The sequence below is a fragment of the Kitasatospora sp. NPDC056138 genome (assembly GCF_042264695.1).
Lineage (GTDB): Bacteria > Actinomycetota > Actinomycetes > Streptomycetales > Streptomycetaceae > Kitasatospora.
The window spans coordinates 1-19,501 of the sequence record NZ_JBHJVK010000057.1; the positions used below are offsets into that span (position 1 = coordinate 1).

Genomic DNA, 19,501 nt, shown 5'->3' on the forward strand with positions numbered 1-19,501 from the left:
ACGGCGCGCCGCCCGGACCCCGCCCCGCCCCCCCCCCGGCGGGGGCCCCCCCCCCACGCCCGCGGGGGTGGGCGCGGGGGGGGGGGGCGGGGGCGGCCCGGGCCCCCCCCCCGGTCCGGCCCCGGCACCGGCCCGCAACGGCTCCGGAACGACCGATGGCCGGTCTCCCCGAGGGGGAGACCGGCCATCGCCGTCTGTGCTGGACGCGGCTCCGAGGAGCCCGACGTCACTTGCCCTTGGCGGCTTCCTTCAGCTTCGAACCGGCGCTGACCTTGGCGCTGAAACCGGCCGGGATCTGGATCGGGTCGCCGGTCTGCGGGTTACGGGCGGTACGGGCGGCACGGTGGGTGCGCTCGAAGGTCAGGAAGCCGGGGATGGTGACCTTCTCGTCACCCTTGGCAACAACCTCACCGACGACCTCGGCGAAGGCGGCCAGCACGGCGTCGGCGTCCTTGCGGGTCACCTCGGCACGGTCGGCCAGAGCGGCCACCAGCTCACTGCGGTTCATGTGTACTCCTGTGGTCTGTTCGCGTTGCGTGTGCGGGGGCCCCATCGGTCACCCTCCGGGGGCACCCGGCGGGCCGCTGGTCCGCACACTGTGCTCGTTCAGGCGAGGGTTGGTCAGGGGTCGGGCTTGCACCCCGAAGCGCCTCAAACCGCACTGCCTGGGTACGAATCCTGCCCCGACCGGCACTGAGAAAGCCAATCGGGCTCCGGCGAGGTTGACCCGAACAGCGCCCGCCGGACGGAGTTGTGACACTCCGTCGGCTCCGGTGGACCGGAGCGGGCAGCGGTCGGGACGACACGCCGGGACGCCGGAGGGGACGTTCCGTACTTGTCGGACACGCCGCCCCGTGCAGGGCTACCGTACGCCCTGGCACCGACAAGCCCAAACACGCCCCTTCCCCTTGTGTCGCAAGGGTTCGGGGCGTGTAAGGACGGGTATGGTGGCTAATCGCACATTTGACCGACTACCCGACACGCCGTGGGCGACACTCCGGTCAGATCCGGATGGCCGGGAACGAGGTCGTGTCGAGCGTCCCGACGATGCCGGGGGTGGGCTTCGCCGGGGTCGGCTCACCCTCGCGGGCAGCCAGCGCGGCCTCCCGCACGGCGGCGGCGACGGTCTTCGCCACATCCGGGTGGAACACGCTGGGGATGATGTAGTTCGCGTTCAGCTGGTCGTCGCCGACGGTGGTGGCCAGCGCGCGGGCGGCGGCGATCATCATGCCGGTGTTGACGGTCTTGCTCTGCGCGTCCAGCAGGCCGCGGAAGACGCCCGGGAAGACCAGCACGTTGTTGATCTGGTTCGGGAAGTCGCTGCGGCCGGTGGCGACCACGGCGGCGGTCTGCCGGGCGACGGCCGGGTCGACCTCCGGGTCCGGGTTGGCCAGCGCGAAGACGATCGCGTCGTCCGCCATGGTGGCGATGTCGTCACCGTTCAGCACGTTCGGGGCCGAGACGCCGATGAAGACGTCCGCGTCCGCCACGGCCTCCTTCAGGCTGCCGGTACGGCCCGAGCGGTTGGTGTGCTCGGCGATCCAGCGCAGGCTGTCGTTGAGGTCGTCACGGCCGCTGTGCACCACGCCGCGGACGTCCGCCACGGTGGCGTGTTCGACACCGGCGGCCAGCAGCAGCTTGAGGATCGCAGTACCGGCGGCACCGGCCCCCGACATCACCACGCGGATGTCGGAGATCTCCTTGCCGACCACGCGCAGCGCATTGGTCAGCGCGGCCAGCACCACGATCGCGGTGCCGTGCTGGTCGTCGTGGAAGACCGGGATGTCCAGGGCCTCGCGCAGCCGGGCCTCGATCTCGAAGCAGCGCGGGGCGGAGATGTCCTCCAGGTTGATGCCGGCGAAGCCCGGGGCGATGGCCTTGACGATGGCCACGATCTCGTCGGCGTCCTGGGTGTCCAGGCAGATCGGCCAGGCGTCGATGCCCGCGAAGCGCTTGAACAGGGCCGCCTTGCCCTCCATCACCGGCAGCGCGGCCTGCGGGCCGATGTTGCCCAGGCCCAGCACGGCGGAGCCGTCGGTGACCACGGCGACGCTGTTGCGCTTGATGGTCAGGCGGCGGGCGTCCTCGGGGTTCTCGGCGATCGCCATGCAGACCCGGGCGACACCCGGGGTGTAGATCATCGAGAGGTCGTCACGGTTGCGGATCGGCAGCTTGGACGACATCTCGATCTTGCCGCCGAGGTGCATCAGGAAGGTGCGGTCCGAGACCTTGCCGATCGCCACCCCGTCGATCGCCCGGAGCTTCTCGACGATCTCCTCGCCGTGCGCGACCGAGGAGGCCGCCACGGTCACGTCGATCCGCAGGGCCTCCAGGCCCGAAGCGGTCACGTCCAGGCCGGTCACCGAGCCGCCGGAGGACTCGACGGCGGTCGTGATCGAGCTCACGGCGTTGCCGGTGGCCGGGACCTCCAGACGCACCGTGATCGAGTTCGAGACACTTGGCACCGTCGCCATCGACGTCCTTCTTCCATCCACTGAGAGGGTTGGCAGCAGGGCCCCGGATTCAACATTCTGTTGAAGCCAGCCCAGCGCATGCTAGACCTCGATCGTCGCACCTACCAGCGGGTAGTCAGAAATATTGGTCATTAATTGCACGGGCCCCACAACAGACCCTCCGGCCACCGCACCCGGACCCGAAAAATCCGCCGTGGCCGCTGGCCTTCTCGCGGCAATGCGTTACATTGGACGAGACACCGGCTCGATCCAAGCCCCCGGGCCCAACCTTCGTCGCTTCGAGCGACCACTTGCCGCGAGGCGAGCATGGCGGGTCGGTGTCATCAACGTGAACGGCGAAGGCCCCCACCATCGGTGGGGGCCTTCGCCGTTGGTCCCGCCCCCGGACGACCGGGGACCTCGGCAGGGGCGCGGTTCCCCGCGCCCCTGCCGCCCTAGCCGTGCAGCAGCGCCGGAACGCCGTCGGCGTCCGGGAGGTCGTCCGGCCCGGACAGCACCGTGAGGCGCTGGGTGGCCCGGGTCAGCGCCACGTACAGCACCCGCAGACCGGCCTCCGACTCACCGGCGATCCCGGTCGGGTCGGCCACCACCGTGGCGTCGTACTCCAGGCCCTTGGCCTCCAGGCTGCCCAGTGCCACCACCCGCTCGCCCAGACCCTCGGCCCACGCGGCGGCCTCGGCCCTGCGGTCCATCGGGACCACCACCGCGACCGTGCCGTCCACCTCGGCCAGCAGCCGGGTCAGCTCGACCCGGGCGGCCTCGGCGAACGCCTCGGGCGCCGGGTCGTGCACGGCGGCGAACCGCGGCTCGATCCCGGTCGAGCGGACCGCGCTCGGCGACGGCGTACCCGGCGCGGCCAGGGCCAGCACCTTGGCCGCGACCTCGGCGATCTCCGCCGGGTTGCGGTAGTTGACCGTCAGGGTGTGGCGGCGGCGCGGCTTGCCCGACAGCACCTCGTCCAGCGCGGCCTGCGCCTCCTTCGGGTACGGCCAGGAGGACTGCGCCGGGTCGCCGACGATGGTCCAGGTCGCCATCCGGGAGCGGCGGCCGATCATGCGCCACTGCATCGGGGTGAGGTCCTGCGCCTCGTCCACGATCACGTGCGCGTACTCACGGCGCTCCACCGGCACCCGCTCGCGCTGGCGGGCGCTGCGGTCGGCGTAGGTGGTGACCTCGTCCAGGCCGGTCAGCATGTCGACCGCGTCCACCTCGCGCACCTTCGGGCGGGCCGGCTCGCCGAGCAGCAGCTGCAGCTCGTCGACCAGGGCCACGTCGTGGGTGGACAGCGCGCCCTCGCCGCGCTCGCCGAGGTGGCGCCAGGAGGCGGCGAGCAGCCTGGCCTCCTCCGGGGTGACGGCGCGCCGGGCGATCCGGTTGGTGTGCCGGCTGTTCCTGAGCGTCGCCAGCACCCGGCGCGGGGTGAGGGCCGGCCACCAGGCGTCCAGGAAGTCCAGGAAGGACGCCTCGTCCGAGACGTACTCGTCGAAGGACTCCTTCTCCTCCTGGCGCTGCTCCCGGCCGTAGTGGTCGGTCGGCTTGGGCAGGTGCCTGACCGCCTCCAGCCAGAGCGCGTCCAGCAGCAGGCGGCGGGCGCGCGGGCGCAGCAGGTTCAGCGGAGTGCCGCCACCGCCGATCACGTTGCCGCGCACCGCCTTGAGGCGGCCGGCGTCCAGGCGCAGCGCCTCGCCCCGGGCGAAGACCTTCAGCTCGGTCGGCGCGGCCAGCTCCAGCGCGGCCCGGGCGGCCCGGCGCAGCAGCTGCACCATCCGGCCCGAGCCCTTGACGTGGGCGGTCTCGGGGGTGTCGTACCGCTCCGCCTCGATGCCGTCCACCAGGCTGCCGACCGCGCGGATCGCCACCTGGCCCTCCTCGCCGAGGGAGGGCAGGACGCCCTCGGTGTAGGAGACCAGCAGTGGGGTGGGGCTGACCACCAGGATGCCCCCGGCGTAGCGGCGGCGGTCCTGGTAGAGCAGGAAGGCGGCCCGGTGCAGGGCGACGGCGGTCTTGCCGGTGCCCGGACCGCCGGTGACCAGGGTCGCCCCGGCCGCGGCGGCGCGGATGACCTCGTCCTGCTCCTTCTGGATGGAGGAGACGATGTCGCGCATCGAGTGGCTGCGGGCGCGGCCGAGCGAGGCCATCAGTGCGCCGTCGCCGACCACGGCCAGCTCGCGGCCGTCCAGGGTGGGCGTGAGGTCGGGACGCAGCAGGTCGTCCTCGACTCCGATCACCTTGCGGCCCTTGGAACGGATCACCCGGCGGCGGACCACCCGGCCGGGCTCGACCGGGGTGGCGCGGTAGAACGGTGCGGCGGCGGGGGCCCGCCAGTCGATCACCAGCGGGCCGAACTCGGCGTCCAGCACGCCGAGGCGTCCGATGTGCAGGGTCTCCGCGACGGCCGGGTCGGCCGGATCCATCGGGGTCTGCGAGGGGATGCCGTGCTCCTCGGGCGCGTCGGCCTGCTGGAGGTCGATCCGGCCGAACAGGAAGTCCTCGAACTCGCTGTTGAGCCGGTGCAGGTGGGCCCCGGCCCGGTAGACCTGGGCGTCGCGCTCGGCGAGCGCGCCGGGCGTACCGACCTGGACCCGCTTCACGGCGTCCTCGAGGATGTACTCGGCTTCGGCCAGCTTCTCCTCGAGACGGTGGTAGACGGTGTCGAGGTGGCGTTGCTCCTCGGCGATCTCGCGATCGCGGACGGTGTCGCCGTCGTGGGCGATGCCGTCGATGGTGGTGGCGCCGGCGGTGGCGGCAGTGCTGGTGCTGTGCATGGCGGTGCTGTGCATGGCCTCGGTGGTTGCGGCGGTGAACTGCTGGGCTGAGCCGTGCGCGCCCAAAGAGCCCCCTGAGGTGCGTCCTGCGGGTGATGGATCGCCGCCTCCGGGAGAGAAGGCGGACGGATGATCCTACGCCAGCCCACCCCGTCGGCGGCAGCACCGGATGGTCCCGAAGGCGCGGGGAACTGCGCGAACCGGCAGAAGACTTCTCCGGCAGGAGCCCTTCCGGACGACCGGGGGGCACAGCAGGGGCACGGCCGGGGAGCGCTCGGGACGGAAGCCGCGCGGCGCTCCCCGCCCCGGGCCGGCAGAGCGCGGGGCGGCCGGTTCCGGCCCGCGCGGCTCCGCGTGTCCCCGGCGGGGGCCCGGTTGCCGGGTTGCCCGGGGCGCGGTTTCCCGGGGCCGCAGGACCTCAGCGGGAGGGGGCGCCGAAGTCCGCGTGCGGGTCGAGGGCCAGGCGGTAGCCGCGCTTGACCACGGTGGCGACCAGTTCGGGTGCGCGCAGGGCAGCTCGCAGACGGGCCATCGCGGTCTCCACGGCGTGCTCGTCGGCGCCGCTGCCGGGTAGTGCCCGCAGCAGTTCGGCGCGCGGGACGACCCACCCGGGCCGTCTCGCGAGTGCCCGCAGCAGGGCCATGCCGGCGGGCGGTACCGGCCGGAGCTCGCCGTCCACCAGGACCGCCCGGCCGCGCAGTTCGAGGCCGTGCCCGGCGACGGCGAGGCGGCGGGCCCGCTGCGGCAGTTCGGCGGTGAGGGTCTGCACCATGGCGCCGAGCCGCATCCGCTCGGGCCGGACGGTGGCCACGTCCAGCTCCTCCAGCGGTGCGGCGGTGACGGGGCCGACGCAGACCGGGAGGACGTCGCGGCGCAGGGCGTGCAGCAGTTCGGCGGTTCGGCTGCGTTCGGCGGCGCGGTCGAGCAGGCCGAGGGCGGCGGGGGCGCTGGTGAAGGTGACGGCGTCGAGGGAGCCGCTGCAGGTGGCGTCGAGGAGCCGGTCCAGCGGAGCGCTGTCGGCCGGCGGCAGCCAGCGGTAGACGGGGACCTCGACCACCTCGGCGCCGGCGGCCCGGAGCGAGTCGACGAAGCCGCGCAGCGGCGCGCCGTGCAGCTGGACGGCGATCCGGCGGCCGTCCACGCCCTGGTCGAGCAGCCGTTCCAGCACTTCCACGGAGGACTCCGACCCGGGTGACCACTCCTCGCGCAGCCCGGCGGCCCGGATCGCGCCCTTGGCCTTGGGGCCGCGCGCCAGCAGGACGGCCCTGCCGAGGCAGGCGGTCAGTTCGCCGGCCAGGCCCCAGCCCTCGGCGGCTTCGATCCAGCCCCGGAAGCCGATCCCGGTGGTGGCGACCGCGAGGTCCGGCGGCGCGGCCAGCAGGTCCCGGGTGGCGGCGAGCAGTTCGGCGTCGTCGGCGAGCGGCACGATCCGCAGTGCGGGGGCGCGCAGCACGGCGGCGCCGCGGCGCTGGAGCAGGGCGGCGAGCTCGTCGGCGCGGCGGGCGGCGGTGATGCCGACGGTGAAGCCGGCCAGCGGGGGAACGGTGGGGGTGCCGGGCGGACCGGGGTGCGAGGCGTCCATGGTCGGGGGTCCTTCGGTGGGGCTCCCCCGGCCTGCGGCCGACCCGGTCCGGGGGTTTACGGGTGGGACGGTCATCCTGTCGTGCGGTGGTGACGCCCCCGGGTCGCTCCGATTTCCGTCGTGTTGCGCCCGTCCGGCCGGGTCTCGGGCCACCGCCGGGGCCGGGCCGAGCGGTCGCGGGCGGTGGATCAGCGGTGGGGTCGCGCCCGGCAGCGGCCGTGCTCAGACCCGGGCCGGCGCCGGGCTCTCGACCGCGGCCGGCGCGGCGGTGACCGGACGGCGGAGGTAGGCCGCCCAGGTGAGGGCGGAGCAGACGGCGTACCCGGCCAGGAAGGCGAGGAAGGCGGGCGTACCGGTGCCGGTGGCCTGGAAGGACTGCCGGAAGACCAGATTGATCAGCAGTCCGCCGAGCGCGCCCACCGCGCCGATCACGCCGATCGCCGCACCCGACATCCGCCGGGACCAGGCGGCTGCCCGCTCGGCGTCGGCCCCGGCCGCGATCCGGTCCCTGGCCCCGGCCTCGAAGATGCCGGGGATCATCTTGTACGTGGAGCCGTTGCCGATCCCGGCGAGGACGAACAGCGCGGTGAACCCGGTCAGGAAGAGCGGCAGCGAGGCGGCCGAGGAGGCACAGGTCACCAGCGCGGCCGCGGCGGCCATGGCGACGAAGTTCCAGAAGGTGATCCGGGCCCCGCCGAGCCGGTCGGCGAGCCGGCCGCCGACCGGCCGGACCAGCGAGCCGATCAGCGGTCCGAGGAAGGTGAGCTGGGCGGCCTGCAGCGGGGTCCGTCCGAACTGGCTCTGCAGCACCAGGCCGAAGGCGAAGGAGAAGCCGATGAACGAGCCGAAGGTGCCGACGTAGAGCACCGACAACAGCCAGGTGTGCCGTTCCTTCAGGGTGTCCCGCAGCGCGCCGCCGTCGTTGCGCAGTGGCGCCAGGTTGTCCATGAACAGGGCCGCGCAGAGCGCCGCGAGGACGATCAGCGGCAGGTAGAGCGCGAGCACCAGCCGGGGGTGTCCGGCGCCCGCCCGGGCGATCACGGCGAGCGCGACCAGTTGGATCACCGGTACGCCGAGGTTGCCGCCGCCCGCGTTGAGCCCCAGCGCCCAGCCCTTGCGGTGCTGCGGGAAGAAGGCGTTGATGTTGGACATCGACGACGCGAAGTTGCCGCCGCCCAGCCCGGTGAGCGCCGCGACCAGCAGGAAGGTCCGGTACGAGGTGCCCGGGTGCATCACGCACCCGGCCGCGAGGAGGGGCAGCAGCAGGAGGGCGGCGGAGACGACGGTCCAGTTCCGGCCGCCGAAGCGGGCCACCGCGAAGGTGTACGGGATCCGCACCAGGGCGCCGACCACGGTCGGTACGGCGACCAGGAAGAACTTTCCGGCCGGGTCGACGTGGTACTCCCTCCCCATGAAGAGCACCATCACCGACCAGAGGCTCCAGACGGAGAAGCCGATGTGCTCGGAGAGGACGGAGAAAGCCAGGTTGCGGTGGGCGGTCCGGCGTCCGGTGCGCGCCCAGAACGCGGTGTCCTCGGGGTGCCAGTCCTGGATCCAGCGGGTCCCCGGTCCGGACTGCGGGCCTGCTCTCATCGGTCTCCCCTTGCCTGCCGGTGCGGTGTGCGACCGACGGTAGGAGTCCGGGGTTTCCGGTCCGTTGTGCGCGGTGACGCCCGCGGAACCGTCCACTCACCCCCGCCGCCGCGACGGTGTGAGAGGGACGGTTCCGCGTGTGGGGACAGCGGCACGGGAAAGGGGACGGCGCTCCCGGAGAAACACGAGAGCCGCCCTCCGGACCGGAGGACGGCTCATGTGCACATGGGATGGTGGAGATGCCGGGAATCGAACCCGGGTCCAGTGGAGTGGATTCAGGGCTTCTCCGAGCGCAGTCCGCTGTGATTTTCTCGGCCCTGGCAGTCACGCGGACAAGCCGCCAACAGGCCCAGCTGCTGTTTGATTTCCCCGCCTCCCTCGCAGCCCGAGAGGAGGGTTGAGTTCCCTAGATTATGCCAGGATCCGGGTCGGGAACGCCCCGGGCTGACACCCATTCACTTTCGCAGATCAGGCTGCGAGAGCGAACTGCTGGGAATCGCGCTTAGAGTTGGCGATTATTTTTTTGCGACAGATGGTTAACGAGATCATTGCCGCGTTCCTCGGCTCGCTTCCCCTGTTTCGACTTCCCCTGTCGAAACCGATCATCCCCATGTTTTTTTGAGAAACAGCTCCGCCGGAGTGGACCCCTGCGGTGTTGCTGTCGCCATGGTACGCGCAGTCACCGGCAGGGGTCCAGCTCATTACGGCAGGGGCGCGACCTCCGGCTTGGCGGCGGCGGGGCGGGAGCCCGGGGTGCCGACCTGCTGGGCGAGCAGCGCGAAATCGTGCTGGAAGCCGGTGGCGGCGAACTGCCAGACGTGCTTGCCGGGCAGGACGGTGGTGTGGACCAGGTATCCGGCCTTGTGCAGCGCGGGTTCCAGCTGCTGCTTCATCTGGCCGATCTGCCGGGTCTCCTGGTCGCCCGCCATCAGCATCGCGGTCACGCCCTTGGGGTACTTCGCGTGGTGGGCGAGCACGGTCATCGGGTCGTTGGCGGCCCAGGCGGCCGCGTCACCGCCGTACAGCTTGGCGATGGTCTGGTCCTTGTTGCCGGTGTTCGGGCCGAGGTCACCGGAGATGTCGAGGAAGTGCCCGAAGACGTCCGGGTGGGTCACCGCCAGGGTGAGGGCGCAGGTGCCGCCCATGGACCAGCCGGCCACCCCCCACTTGCGGGGGTCGGTGGCGGTCTCGAAGGTGCTCGCGACGAACGGCGGCACGTCCTTGACCAGGTGGTCCTGGGCGTTCCCGGCCGGACCGTTGGCGCACTCGGTGTCGACCTTGAACCCGCCGCTGGGGTCCACGAAGACCATGACGGGCGCGAAGCCCTTGTGCTTCTTGGCGTACGCGTCGGCGGTCTGCGCCGCGTTGCCGATCCGCAGCCAGTTGTCGGGGGCGGAGAACTCGCCGCCGACCATCTCCACCACGGGCAGCTTGGGTCGGACCTTGCTGCGGAACCAGGCCGGCGGCAGGTAGACCAGTTCCTGCCGGTGGGCGAAGTTGCTCGCCGTGGAGGGAATGGTCACCGACACGATCCGGCCGGTGCTGGTCTTGCCGGTGATGCTCTTCGCCTCGTCCACCGTGATCTGGCTCGGCAGCGGCTGGTTGGTCAGCTCCCCGATGGCGTCGCCGACGGTCGGGTAGTAGCCCGTCTCCTGGTTGATCACGTTCGCGCCGGTGGCGACCGCGAGCAGCACCGTCACCGGCACCGCCGCACGCTGCCACCAGCGTCCGCTGCGCCAGCCGGCCACCAGGACGGCCAGCGCCAGGATCGCCACACCGAGCCAGACCCAGAGGCTGACCGGCAGCGGGTCGGTGACCCCGGACAGGTAGAGCACACCGAGCGCGGCGAGCACCGTGAGCAGGACGGCCGAACCGAGTGCCACCGGCAGTCGGCGCAGCCGCCAGCCGGAGTCACGCCAGCCGACTGCCGCCAGCAGCGCCAGTACGGCCACGATCTTCATCGCGGCCGGGAGCCAGCCTTGAAGCAGGGAGACATTCACCGGGTGATCGTACTGACGATCCGGTGCGGCTCCGACGGGCAGGTGGTCTTGGGACGAAACTGCGACAGTCGCGGGGTGTCAGCCCTGTTGACGGCGGCGGGCGGCAGCCACCGCGCGGTCCGACTCGCGGCGGTCCTGCTTCTCGCGCAGCGTCTGCCGCTTGTCGTACAGCTTCTTGCCGACGGCCAGCGCCAGCTCGAGCTTCACCCGGCCGTCCTTGAAGTAGAGGGAGAGCGGCACCAGGGTGTGCCCGGTCTCCTTCACCTTGGACTCGATCTTCCGGATCTCCATCCGGTGCAGCAGCAGCTTGCGCTTGCGCCGAGCGGCGTGGTTCGTCCACGTGCCCTGGGTGTACTCAGGGATGAAGACGTTGTCGATCCATGCCTCGTGCCCCTGGATGTAGGCGTAGCCGTCCACCAGATTGGCACGACCCTCACGCAGCGACTTCACCTCGGTGCCGGTGAGCACCATGCCGCACTCGTATGTGTCGAGAATCGTGTACTCGTGCCGCGCCCGCTTGTTCTGGGCGATCAGCTTCTGTCCCTTTTCCTTTGCCATAGCGCCGATCATTCTCGCACCTCGGGGCGCCCTCCGGCAGCCCCTTTACCCGGCGGGGTGCGTCCCGAGGTGCCGTCAGCCGCGGCCGAGGCCCAGGAGGACGGTGTCGGCCAGCGCCGGCGCGTCCTGCGGGGCGGCCCCGGCGGGCAGCGGGACGTCGGGGGTCAGGCCGGTGCCGTCCGGGGTGCGGCCGCCGGGGGTGTGGTAGCGGCCGACGGTGAGTTCCAGGACCGCGCCGTCGGCGAGCCGGCTGGGCTGCTGCACCGTGCCCTTGCCGAAGGTGCGGGCGCCGACCAGCACCGCGCGGCAGCGGTCCTGCAGGGCACCCGCGAGCAGCTCGGCGGCGCTCATGGTGCCGCCGTCGACCAGGACCACCAGCGGGGTGGCGGTGTCGCCGCCCCGCGCCGCGGTCAGGTCGCGCCGCTCGCCGCGCGACTCGTACCAGGCCACCGGGCCGCCGTCCAGGAAGAGGGAGGCGGTCTCGACGGCCTCGCCGACCAGGCCGCCGGAGTTGCCGCGCAGGTCGAGCACCACCCCGCGGGCGCCCCGGACGGCGGCCCGCACCTGCTCGGCCACGCCGTCGGTGAAGCCCCGTACGGCCACCCGGACCACACCGGGGCGCGGGTGCTCCACCGTCACCTCCCGCGCCGCCAGCAACCGCCGCCGGAGCACCAGCTCGCGCACCGGACCGCCCTGGCGCTGCACCCCGAGCACCACGGTCGAACCCGCCCCGCCCTCGGGCCGGCCGCGCAGCCGGGCCACCACCTCGGTGACCGGCAGCGGGTCGGCCGCAACGCCGTCGACGCGCAGCAGCCGGTCGCCCGCCGCGATCCCGGCCTGCTCGGCCGGTCCGGCGGGCTGCACCTGGGAGACGGCGGTGCTCCCGTCCTGCGCCCGACCCACCGAGAGGCCCACCCCGAGGTACCGCCCCTGGGTGAAGTCCCGGTACGCCTCGGGGCTGTAGTACGCGGCCCAGGGGTCGCCGCCGGTCTCGACCAGCCGCTCGGCCTGCTGCCGGGTCAGGGCGGCGCCCGCGGGATCGGCGAGCCGGCGGGCGGCGTCGGCCGAGGGCGGCCGGGGCACCGCGACCGGTTCGCCCCAGGCGCCGGTGGCCGCGCCCACCAGCAGCACGGTGCCGAACACCAGGGTGAGTGCGGCGCCCTGCCGTACCCCGCTCGGTGTTCGTGCCATGGCACCGGAGTCTAGGCGCCGCAGGTCTCGGCGGTGGCCGAAAGCGGAACGGCCCCGGAGCGGCGCGGTGCCGTTCCGGGGCCGTTCCTGATGCCGGATCAGACCTTCAGGTACTTCCGCAGGGTGATGAAGGCCGCGATACCGGCCATGCCCATACCGAGCACGACCAGCAGCGGGATCACCGTCAGCACCGAGGAGAGCCCGATGAAGTGGATGAACTGCACCCGCTGGGCCAGGAAGTTCTGCACGAAGAAGTGCCCGGCCAGCAGCAGCCCGGAGGCCATCACCGCACCCAGCAGCGCGGCGAACGCCGCCTCGGCGATGAACGGCATCTGGACGTAGAAGTTCGAAGCACCGACCAGGCGCATGATGCCGGTCTCGCGCCGTCGGCTGAAGGCCGACACCCGGACGGTGTTGACGATCAGCAGCAGCGCCACGAAGAGCATCAGCACCATGATCACGAAGGCCGCCGTCTGCAGGCCGTTCAGCAGACCGAACAGGTTCTCCAGGATCTTGCGCTGGTCCTCGACCGACTTGACGCCCGGCTTGCCCGCGAAGGCGCTCTGCACGACGTCGTACTTCTCCGGGTCGTTCAGCTTCACCCGCCAGGACTGCGGCATCGCGTCCGCGCCGACGGCGGCGAGCAGCGGGTTGTCCGGGTTGGTGTCCTTCCAGCGCTTGTACGCCTCCGCCGAGCTCTCGAAGGTGGACGACTGCACCAGCTGCGTCATCTTGTCCAGCTGCGTCTTGACGTCCTTGACCTGCTGGTCGGTGGCGGCACCGGCCGAGCACTGGGCGGAGGTCTTGGCGTCCGACTTGGTGCAGAAGTAGATGCTCACCTCGACCTTGTCGTACCAGTAACCCTTCATCGAGTTGACCTGGTCCCTGACCAGGAGGCTGGCACCGGCGAGGGCGAGCGACAGCGCGACACTGACGACGACCGCGATGGTCATCGTCAGGTTGCGGCGGAGACCGACACCGATCTCCGACAGGACGAACTGGGCGCGCATGCTTATCTCACTCCAGGGTCAATGCGGGTGGGGCGACGTGGCGGGCGGGGCGTCAGTGCTGGTAGCCGTAGACGCCGCGGGCCTGGTCGCGGACCAGCAGCCCCTTGTCGAGCTCGATCACTCGCTTGCGCATCTGGTCGACGATGGCCTGGTCGTGAGTGGCCATCAGGACCGTCGTCCCGGTGCGGTTGATCCGGTCCAGCAGCTTCATGATGCCGACCGAGTTCTGCGGGTCGAGGTTACCGGTGGGCTCGTCCGCGATCAGCAGCATCGGGCGGTTGACGAAGGCCCGGGCGATCGCCACGCGCTGCTGCTCACCACCGGAGAGCTCACCGGGCATCCGGTCCTCCTTGCCGCCGAGGCCGACCAGGTCCAGCACCTCGGGCACCACCTTGTTGATGGCGCTCTTGGGCTTGCCGATCACCTCGAGGGCGAAGGCCACGTTCTGCGCCACCGTCTTGTTCGGCAGCAGGCGGAAGTCCTGGAAGACGGTGCCCAGTTGGCGGCGCATGTGCGGCACCTTCCAGTTGGACAGCTTGCCGAGGTCCTTGCCCAGCACGTGCACCGCACCGGTGCTCGGCCGCTCCTCGCGCAGGCACAGGCGCAGGAAGGTCGACTTGCCCGATCCCGAGGAGCCGACCAGGAAGACGAACTCGCCCTTCTCGATCTCTAGCGAGACGTCCGACAGGGCGGGACGGTTCTGCTTGGGATAGGTCTTGGAGACGTTGTCGAATCTGATCACGGCTGCATCACGGGGGCCATCCTAGGTGGAATGGCGACCGGCTCGGCCAAACCTCCGTGACCCGATCGTTAAACTCAAGGCCGGAGGGCGCGGCCCCGCGGTGCCGTTCCTCGGTCGGCAGGAGGGGCCCTGTGCCTCTCCTCCAGCCTGGGACCATACGCGACCCGCGTGAGGACTCGCAGGCCCCGTCCGCAAGCATGGGAGAAGTGTCCTGATTTGCCCCGAATAATGCGAGCGATTTCACAGCCCACGGGCCGTACCGTCCAGAACCTGGCACAGTGGAGAGAAGCGGAACCAAAGCCGCGTCCGGTGCGTTGGCTTAGCAGCAAGGAGGAGATCGCATGACCTGCGACCATCTGGTGTGCGCCAACTGCAACGGCCGCGTGAGCGAGGGCCGCTGCCCGGTCTGCCGCGCCAACCGCGCCCGGCTCCAGCAGGAGCAGGGCCCCTTCGCCGCGCTGACCCCCGCCATGCTGATCGCCCTGCTGCTCGGCCTGCTCGCGGTGGCGCTGATCGCCCGGCAGGCCCTGGCCTAGGCACCGACGGGCGCGGGCGCGGACACCGACAACGCGACACCGGCACGCGAAAGGGCCCCCGGGTGACCGGGGGCCCTTTCGGTTACGGGCTCGTCAGGCTACGGGCCCGTCAGCTGTCGGCCGTCTCGCTCTGCTTGCGCCAGCGGATGCCGGCCTCGATGAAGCCGTCGATGTCGCCGTCCAGCACGGACTGCGGGTTGCCGACCTCGTACTCGGTGCGCAGGTCCTTGACCATCTGGTACGGGTGCAGGACGTACGAGCGCATCTGGTTGCCCCAGGAGCTGCCCTCGCCCTTGAGCGAGTCCATCAGGGCGCGCTCCTCCTGGCGGCGCCGCTCCAGCAGCTTGGCCTGGAGGACGTTCATCGCCGAGGCCTTGTTCTGGATCTGCGAGCGCTCGTTCTGGCAGGAGACCACGACACCGGTCGGCAGGTGGGTGATCCGGACCGCCGAGTCGGTGGTGTTGACGCCCTGGCCGCCGGGGCCGGAGGCGCGGTAGACGTCGATGCGCAGCTCGGACTCGTCGATGTCGACGTGGTCGCTCTGCTCCACGACCGGGAGGACCTCGACGCCCGCGAAGGACGTCTGGCGACGGCCCTGGTTGTCGAACGGGGAGATGCGCACCAGGCGGTGGGTGCCCTGCTCGACCGAGAGGGTGCCGTAGGCGTAGGGGGACTTCACGGTGAAGGTCGCGGACTTGATGCCGGCCTCCTCCGCGTAGGAGGTGTCGTAGACCTCGGTCGAGTAGCCGTGCCGCTCGGCCCAGCGCAGGTACATGCGCAGCAGCTGCTCGGCGAAGTCGGCGGCGTCCACGCCACCGGCCTCGGCCCGGATGTTGACCAGGGCCTCACGGGCGTCGTACTCGCCGGAGAGGAGGGTGCGGACCTCCAGCTCCTCGACGGCCTTCTTGACCGAGACCAGCTCGGACTCGGCCTCGGCGCGGGCGTCCGCGTCGCCCTCGTCCTCGGCCAGCTCGAACAGGACGCCCAGGTCCTCGACCCGGCCCCGCAGGGTCTGCACCTTGCGCAGTTCTCCCTGCAGGAAGGAGAGCCGGCTGGTGACCTTCTGCGCGTTCACGACGTCGTCCCACAGGTCGGGGGCGGCTGCCTCCTCCTCCAGACGCGCGATGTCGGCCTGGATCTTGTCCAGGTCGAGGACGGCCTCGATCGACCCCATGGTCGTTTCGAGGGACTTGAGCTCTTCGGAAGGATCGACGGCTGCCACGTAACCAAGACTAATGGTTCCGCGGAGGAGCTCGGCTACAACCGGGGGATCAAGGCAGCGGACGGGGGGCTCGGGACCACCTGGACGCTCCCCACCGGGCTCGCCGCGCCCGCCCGGCCGCCCTCCCGGCCGCCGCCGCGGCCACCCCCGCCGCCGGCGAAGGCCGCGAACGCCGCCGCCGCTCCCGCCAGCAGCAGCACCACCGCGATCAGCACCGCGATCGTCCGGCGGCGCCTGACCAGTGCCCGGCGGCCCTTGCGGTGGGCGGCCGGGACGGCGTTGCTGCGCTGGGCGTCCGACTCGGCCGCGTAGGACGCCAGCTCGTGCGGGGAGGGGCGGCGCAGGCTGGTGTGGGTGTCCCGGGTGGAGTCCGGGGACGGCCCGGGGACCAGCGGTACGGCGGGACCGCGGCGGCGCCGGTGGGTGCCGGGGCCCGTCTCGGCCTCGGCGTAGACCGCCTCGCCGGGGGTCAGCGCCTCCTCCGCGAGCGGCTTGCCCTGCGCCGGGACCGCCAGCGCGGGCAGCTCGTCCAGCACCGGGAGCTGGTCGCGCAGGCGCTCGGCCAGCTCGGCGGCGCGCAGCCGGGACGCCGGGGCCTTGGCCAGGCACTCGGCGATGATCCGCCACAGGCCGTCCGGCAGCCCGGGGACGGGCGGGACGGACTCGGTGACGTGGCGGCGCAGCACGGCCCCGGTGTGCCCGCCGCCGAACGGGGTGAAGCCCGCCAGGACCTCGTACAGCACGGTGGCCAGGGCGTAGATGTCGACGGCGGCCCGGGGCTCCAGGCCCTCGATGATCTCCGGGGCGAGGTAGTCGGGGGTGCCGATGATCCGGGTGGCACGGGTCCGGCGCGGGGCGTCGACCAGGCGGGCGATGCCGAAGTCGGTGAGCTTGGCGCGCGGGGCACCGCCGGGGCCCGGCGGAGCGGCGAGGTCGAGCAGGACGTTCTCCGGCTTGACGTCGCGGTGGACGATCCCGGCCGCGTGGGCGGCGGCGAGGCCGTCGGCGACGTCGGCGATCACCGAGACGGCGTGCCGCGGGGTGAGGACCCCGTCGCGCTCCAGCCGGGTGCGCAGGTCGGTGCCCTGCACCAGTTCCATCACCAGGGCGAGGTCGCTGCCGTCGACCACCATGTCGTGCACGCCGACCACCCGGGGGTGGTCCAGGCTGGTGAGGGCGGTCCGCTCCTGGACGAAGCGGCCGACGAGTACCTGGTCGGACGCCAGGTCCTCGCGCAGCAGCTTTACCGCGACCGGTCCGTCCGGCCCCTCACCGAGCCACACGGTTCCCGCGGAACCCCGGCCGATCACCTGGTGGACGGTGTACCGGCTGCCGATCTTGCGTGCCAATGCTGCTCCGTGGGCTCGGTAGGTCGGTGCTCAGCGACCAACCTACGCGCCCCGGAGCCCTCCGGGAGACGCCGGGAGGGCTCCGGGGGACGCCAATTGACGAGAAATATCTCGAATTGTCGACATAGCGGCAAAGTCGCGAACCATCGGGCCGTCGGCTAGTTGGTGTACTTGCCGAACCAGTCGCTCACGCTGGTGTACCAGCCGTGCACGGTGTCCCAGTAGTGCGGAAGCGGCGTGAAGTTCCACAGCGCCACCGCCGCCACCGCGAGGATCAGCAGCACCATCAGACAGCCCTTGAGGCAGCCCAGGCCCGGGATGTACATCCGGTTCGGGCTGCGGCGGCGCGGCTCGCGCGCGGGCGGCGCCTCACGCCGGGGTTCGCGCTCCCTGGGCTCGGGGTCGCGCGGCCTCGGGGCCGGCGGCTCGGCCCGGCGCGGCGGCGCGGGCTCGGCCCGGCGGGCCGGCTGCGGCGCCGGGGCCGGTGCGGGCTGCGGAACGGGCGGCGGGTACGCCTGCGGGTAGCCCTGCGCGGGCTGCTGCTGGTACGGCTGGGGCGGCGGGTACCCCTGCGGCTGCCGGTACGGCTGACGGCCGCCGTACGGCTGCTGCTGGGCCGGAGCGCCCTGGTCGGCCCGGTACGGCGGCGGCGCGACCGGCGGGCGGTCGGCGTAGCCGGGTCGCTGCTGCCCCTGCGGAGGGCGCCCGTACGGCGGCTGGGCGGGCGGGGGCTGCTGACCGGGCCGGGGCGCCTGGTACGGGCGCGGGGCCACCTGCGGGGCCGCCAGCTCCTCCGGGTCGAGGTAGCCGATCTCGGTCTGCTGGTTGCGGTCACGGGCGGCGCGCAGCTGGGTCTGCCACGGGTGCGGAGTCTCGGCCTGCGGCGGTCCTGCGGGCCCGGCCGGGGGCACCGGCGGCATCACCGCGGTCCGGTCCGCGGCACCGGCGGGCGGGGTGCCCATCACCTGGGTGCGGTCCTGCGCGCCGAACTGCTGGACACCGGGCGCGGCACCGAAGACCTGGGTGGCGGCCGCCGGGTCGTAGCTGCCCGCATTGGAGGGCAGCACCTGGGTCGGGGCGGCCTCCCCGAAGGCGTCGGCGAGGGCCTCACCGGCCTGCACCCCGGCGCCGGACGCGGCGATCAGCCGGGGGTCGGGCAGCAGCAGGGCACCGACCTCGATCGCCGCGTCCACCGCCGCCGGGGAGGAGTGCACGCCGATCCCGGCGGCGACCACCCGCAGGGCGTGCGCCAGCGAGACCGCGCTGGGGCGCTCGGCCGGGTTCTTGCGCAGGCAGCGCTCGATCACCGTCCAGAGCGGCTCGGGCATGGTGCGCGGACGCTGCGGCTCCTCCCGCAGGTGCGCGGCCAGGATCGCCACCGGGCTGTCGCCCTCGAACGGCGGACGGCCGGTGACCAGCTCGTACAGCATGATCCCGGCGCCGTAGACGTCCACGGCCGCGGTCTGCGGACGGCCGTCGGCGGACTCCGGGGCGACGTACGCGGGGGTGCCGACGAACTCGTGGGTGCGGGTGATGCCCGGGGAGTCGGCGAGCCGGGCGATACCGAAGTCGGTGAGCATCGGGTGCATCCGCTCGGCACCGTCCACGGCGACGGTGGCGAGCAGGACGTTGGCCGGCTTGAGGTCGCGGTGGACGATGCCGTCGGTGTGGCTCGCGGCCAGCGCGTCGGCGATCTGGGCCATCAGCAGCGCGCCCGCGACCGGGCTGAACGGCCCGTTGGTGCGCAGGTAGCGGTACAGGTCGGGGCCCTCGACCAGGTCCATCACCAGCGCCAGCAGCTCACCCTCGACCACCAGGTCGCGAACCCTGACGATGTTCGGGTGGGTGAGCCGCAGCAGGACCGAGCGCTCGCGCAGGAAGCGCATCACCACGTCCGGATCGGCCGCGAGCTCCTCGCGCAGTATCTTGATCGCGACGGGCCGCCCGGGTTCGATGCCGGGAACGGCGGCGTCCTCCCGCACCAGGGCGCGCCACACGGTGCCGGTGGCCCCGCGCCCGAGGGTTTCCTCAAGCAGATACTTGCTGCCGACTGGCCGCACCTGTGACTCTCTCTCCGCGCCCTCCATCGGCCGAGGAGGGGCCCGTTCGCGACGGGCTGCGGGCCCGTGTTTTCGGCAACTCTAACGGTGACCGCGCAGCTTTCCGAGGCAGTCGCCGGGCCGCGCCGCCGACAGCGCGCGGCGGACCTCGGGGTCTCCCCTAGGGGGTGGATCAGTGGGCAGGTTGACCTGACTGCCCGTCGGCTCCACCATGGCGATCATCGCAAGATCGTCAAATCCGGTACCGGGCGCGCGCTGTCGGCCCCGAGTGGCAGGATGGCATGCGCCGCACGTGTGACCGCAGGCGAGGGTACGGCGTAGCCCGGGGCCCGGCCGGCCGGTCCTCGGCCGACGGCAACCCGGCACCTCCCCCGAGGCACGGGGCTCCGGGAGCGGGGCACTTCCCGGCCCGGGCCGGG

15 protein-coding genes and 1 other RNA gene are annotated in these 19,501 nt (G+C 72.4%); 1 reads left to right on the plus strand and 15 read right to left on the minus strand.

Annotated features, from left to right (window positions below; all coding sequences use genetic code 11):
• Positions 1–226 precede the first annotated feature (226 nt).
• The 11 genes from ACFC1R_RS28470 to ftsE all read right to left on the minus strand — a co-directional run bounded on the left by ACFC1R_RS28470 (position 227) and on the right by ftsE (position 13,915).
• Entirely contained in the window at positions 227–508 is a 282-nt protein-coding gene (locus ACFC1R_RS28470) for an HU family DNA-binding protein (protein ID WP_280698842.1), read from the minus strand.
• Between the two features lie 493 nt (positions 509–1,001).
• On the minus strand, positions 1,002–2,474 hold the full coding sequence (locus ACFC1R_RS28475; RefSeq protein WP_375943362.1) for an NAD-dependent malic enzyme: 1,473 nt from the start codon (positions 2,472–2,474) through the stop codon (positions 1,002–1,004).
• A 434-nt stretch (positions 2,475–2,908) separates the two neighbouring features.
• Complete coding sequence (locus tag ACFC1R_RS28480) at positions 2,909–5,239, minus strand: HelD family protein (protein WP_375943428.1); 2,331 nt, start codon at positions 5,237–5,239, stop codon at positions 2,909–2,911.
• Positions 5,240–5,657: 418 nt separating this feature from the next.
• Positions 5,658–6,821, minus strand: a complete 1,164-nt coding sequence (locus ACFC1R_RS28485; RefSeq protein WP_375943364.1) for a uroporphyrinogen-III synthase — start codon at positions 6,819–6,821, stop codon at positions 5,658–5,660.
• Between the two features lie 222 nt (positions 6,822–7,043).
• Positions 7,044–8,414, minus strand: a complete 1,371-nt coding sequence (locus tag ACFC1R_RS28490) for a nitrate/nitrite transporter (RefSeq protein WP_375943366.1) — start codon at positions 8,412–8,414, stop codon at positions 7,044–7,046.
• Between the two features lie 231 nt (positions 8,415–8,645).
• Positions 8,646–9,024, minus strand: a transfer-messenger RNA (tmRNA) gene (gene ssrA / locus ACFC1R_RS28495).
• 91 nt (positions 9,025–9,115) lie between these two features.
• Positions 9,116–10,414: an alpha/beta hydrolase-fold protein gene (locus tag ACFC1R_RS28500; RefSeq protein WP_375943368.1), complete on the minus strand. Its 1,299-nt coding sequence runs from the start codon at positions 10,412–10,414 to the stop codon at positions 9,116–9,118.
• Between the two features lie 78 nt (positions 10,415–10,492).
• Entirely contained in the window at positions 10,493–10,972 is a 480-nt protein-coding gene (gene smpB, locus ACFC1R_RS28505) for an SsrA-binding protein SmpB (RefSeq protein ID WP_375943370.1), read from the minus strand.
• 75 nt (positions 10,973–11,047) lie between these two features.
• Entirely contained in the window at positions 11,048–12,163 is a 1,116-nt protein-coding gene (locus tag ACFC1R_RS28510) for a S41 family peptidase (RefSeq protein ID WP_375943372.1), read from the minus strand.
• A 98-nt stretch (positions 12,164–12,261) separates the two neighbouring features.
• The gene (gene ftsX, locus ACFC1R_RS28515; RefSeq protein WP_375943374.1) at positions 12,262–13,173 is read right to left on the minus strand and encodes a permease-like cell division protein FtsX; all 912 of its coding nucleotides are present in this window, start codon (positions 13,171–13,173) and stop codon (positions 12,262–12,264) included.
• 52 nt (positions 13,174–13,225) lie between these two features.
• Complete coding sequence (gene ftsE, locus ACFC1R_RS28520; RefSeq protein WP_045303489.1) at positions 13,226–13,915, minus strand: cell division ATP-binding protein FtsE; 690 nt, start codon at positions 13,913–13,915, stop codon at positions 13,226–13,228.
• Between the two features lie 341 nt (positions 13,916–14,256).
• Here ftsE and ACFC1R_RS28525 point away from each other — a divergent pair, with 341 nt between their 5' ends.
• Entirely contained in the window at positions 14,257–14,451 is a 195-nt protein-coding gene (locus ACFC1R_RS28525) for a hypothetical protein (protein WP_375943376.1), read from the plus strand.
• A gap of 109 nt (positions 14,452–14,560) precedes the next feature.
• Here ACFC1R_RS28525 and prfB read toward each other — a convergent pair whose 3' ends face one another.
• The 4 genes from prfB to ACFC1R_RS28545 form a co-directional block, all read right to left on the minus strand.
• Entirely contained in the window at positions 14,561–15,673 is a 1,113-nt protein-coding gene (gene prfB / locus ACFC1R_RS28530) for a peptide chain release factor 2 (protein WP_375943378.1), read from the minus strand.
• A 35-nt stretch (positions 15,674–15,708) separates the two neighbouring features.
• A complete protein-coding gene (locus ACFC1R_RS28535) occupies positions 15,709–17,022 on the minus strand; it encodes a serine/threonine-protein kinase (protein WP_375943380.1) in 1,314 nt (437 codons plus the stop codon).
• 158 nt (positions 17,023–17,180) lie between these two features.
• Positions 17,181–19,082: a serine/threonine-protein kinase gene (locus tag ACFC1R_RS28540; RefSeq protein WP_375943382.1), complete on the minus strand. Its 1,902-nt coding sequence runs from the start codon at positions 19,080–19,082 to the stop codon at positions 17,181–17,183.
• 81 nt (positions 19,083–19,163) lie between these two features.
• Positions 19,164–19,304, minus strand: coding sequence for a hypothetical protein (locus ACFC1R_RS28545; RefSeq protein ID WP_375943384.1), 141 nt, complete (start codon positions 19,302–19,304; stop codon positions 19,164–19,166).
• Between the last annotated feature and the right edge of the window lie 197 nt (positions 19,305–19,501).

Bases quoted from the DNA above. Each gene is read 5' to 3' on its own strand.
- ACFC1R_RS28470 (WP_280698842.1), bottom strand. From the start codon at position 508: ATGAACCGCAGTGAGCTGGTGGCCGCTCTGGCCGACCGTGCCGAGGTG.
- ACFC1R_RS28475 (WP_375943362.1), bottom strand. From the start codon at position 2,474: ATGGCGACGGTGCCAAGTGTCTCGAACTCGATCACGGTGCGTCTGGAG.
- ACFC1R_RS28480 (WP_375943428.1), bottom strand. From the start codon at position 5,239: ATGCACAGCACCAGCACTGCCGCCACCGCCGGCGCCACCACCATCGAC.
- ACFC1R_RS28485 (WP_375943364.1), bottom strand. From the start codon at position 6,821: ATGGACGCCTCGCACCCCGGTCCGCCCGGCACCCCCACCGTTCCCCCG.
- ACFC1R_RS28490 (WP_375943366.1), bottom strand. From the start codon at position 8,414: ATGAGAGCAGGCCCGCAGTCCGGACCGGGGACCCGCTGGATCCAGGAC.
- smpB (WP_375943370.1), bottom strand. From the start codon at position 10,972: ATGGCAAAGGAAAAGGGACAGAAGCTGATCGCCCAGAACAAGCGGGCG.
- ACFC1R_RS28510 (WP_375943372.1), bottom strand. From the start codon at position 12,163: ATGGCACGAACACCGAGCGGGGTACGGCAGGGCGCCGCACTCACCCTG.
- ftsX (WP_375943374.1), bottom strand. From the start codon at position 13,173: ATGCGCGCCCAGTTCGTCCTGTCGGAGATCGGTGTCGGTCTCCGCCGC.
- ACFC1R_RS28525 (WP_375943376.1), top strand. From the start codon at position 14,257: ATGACCTGCGACCATCTGGTGTGCGCCAACTGCAACGGCCGCGTGAGC.
- ACFC1R_RS28545 (WP_375943384.1), bottom strand. From the start codon at position 19,304: ATGATCGCCATGGTGGAGCCGACGGGCAGTCAGGTCAACCTGCCCACT.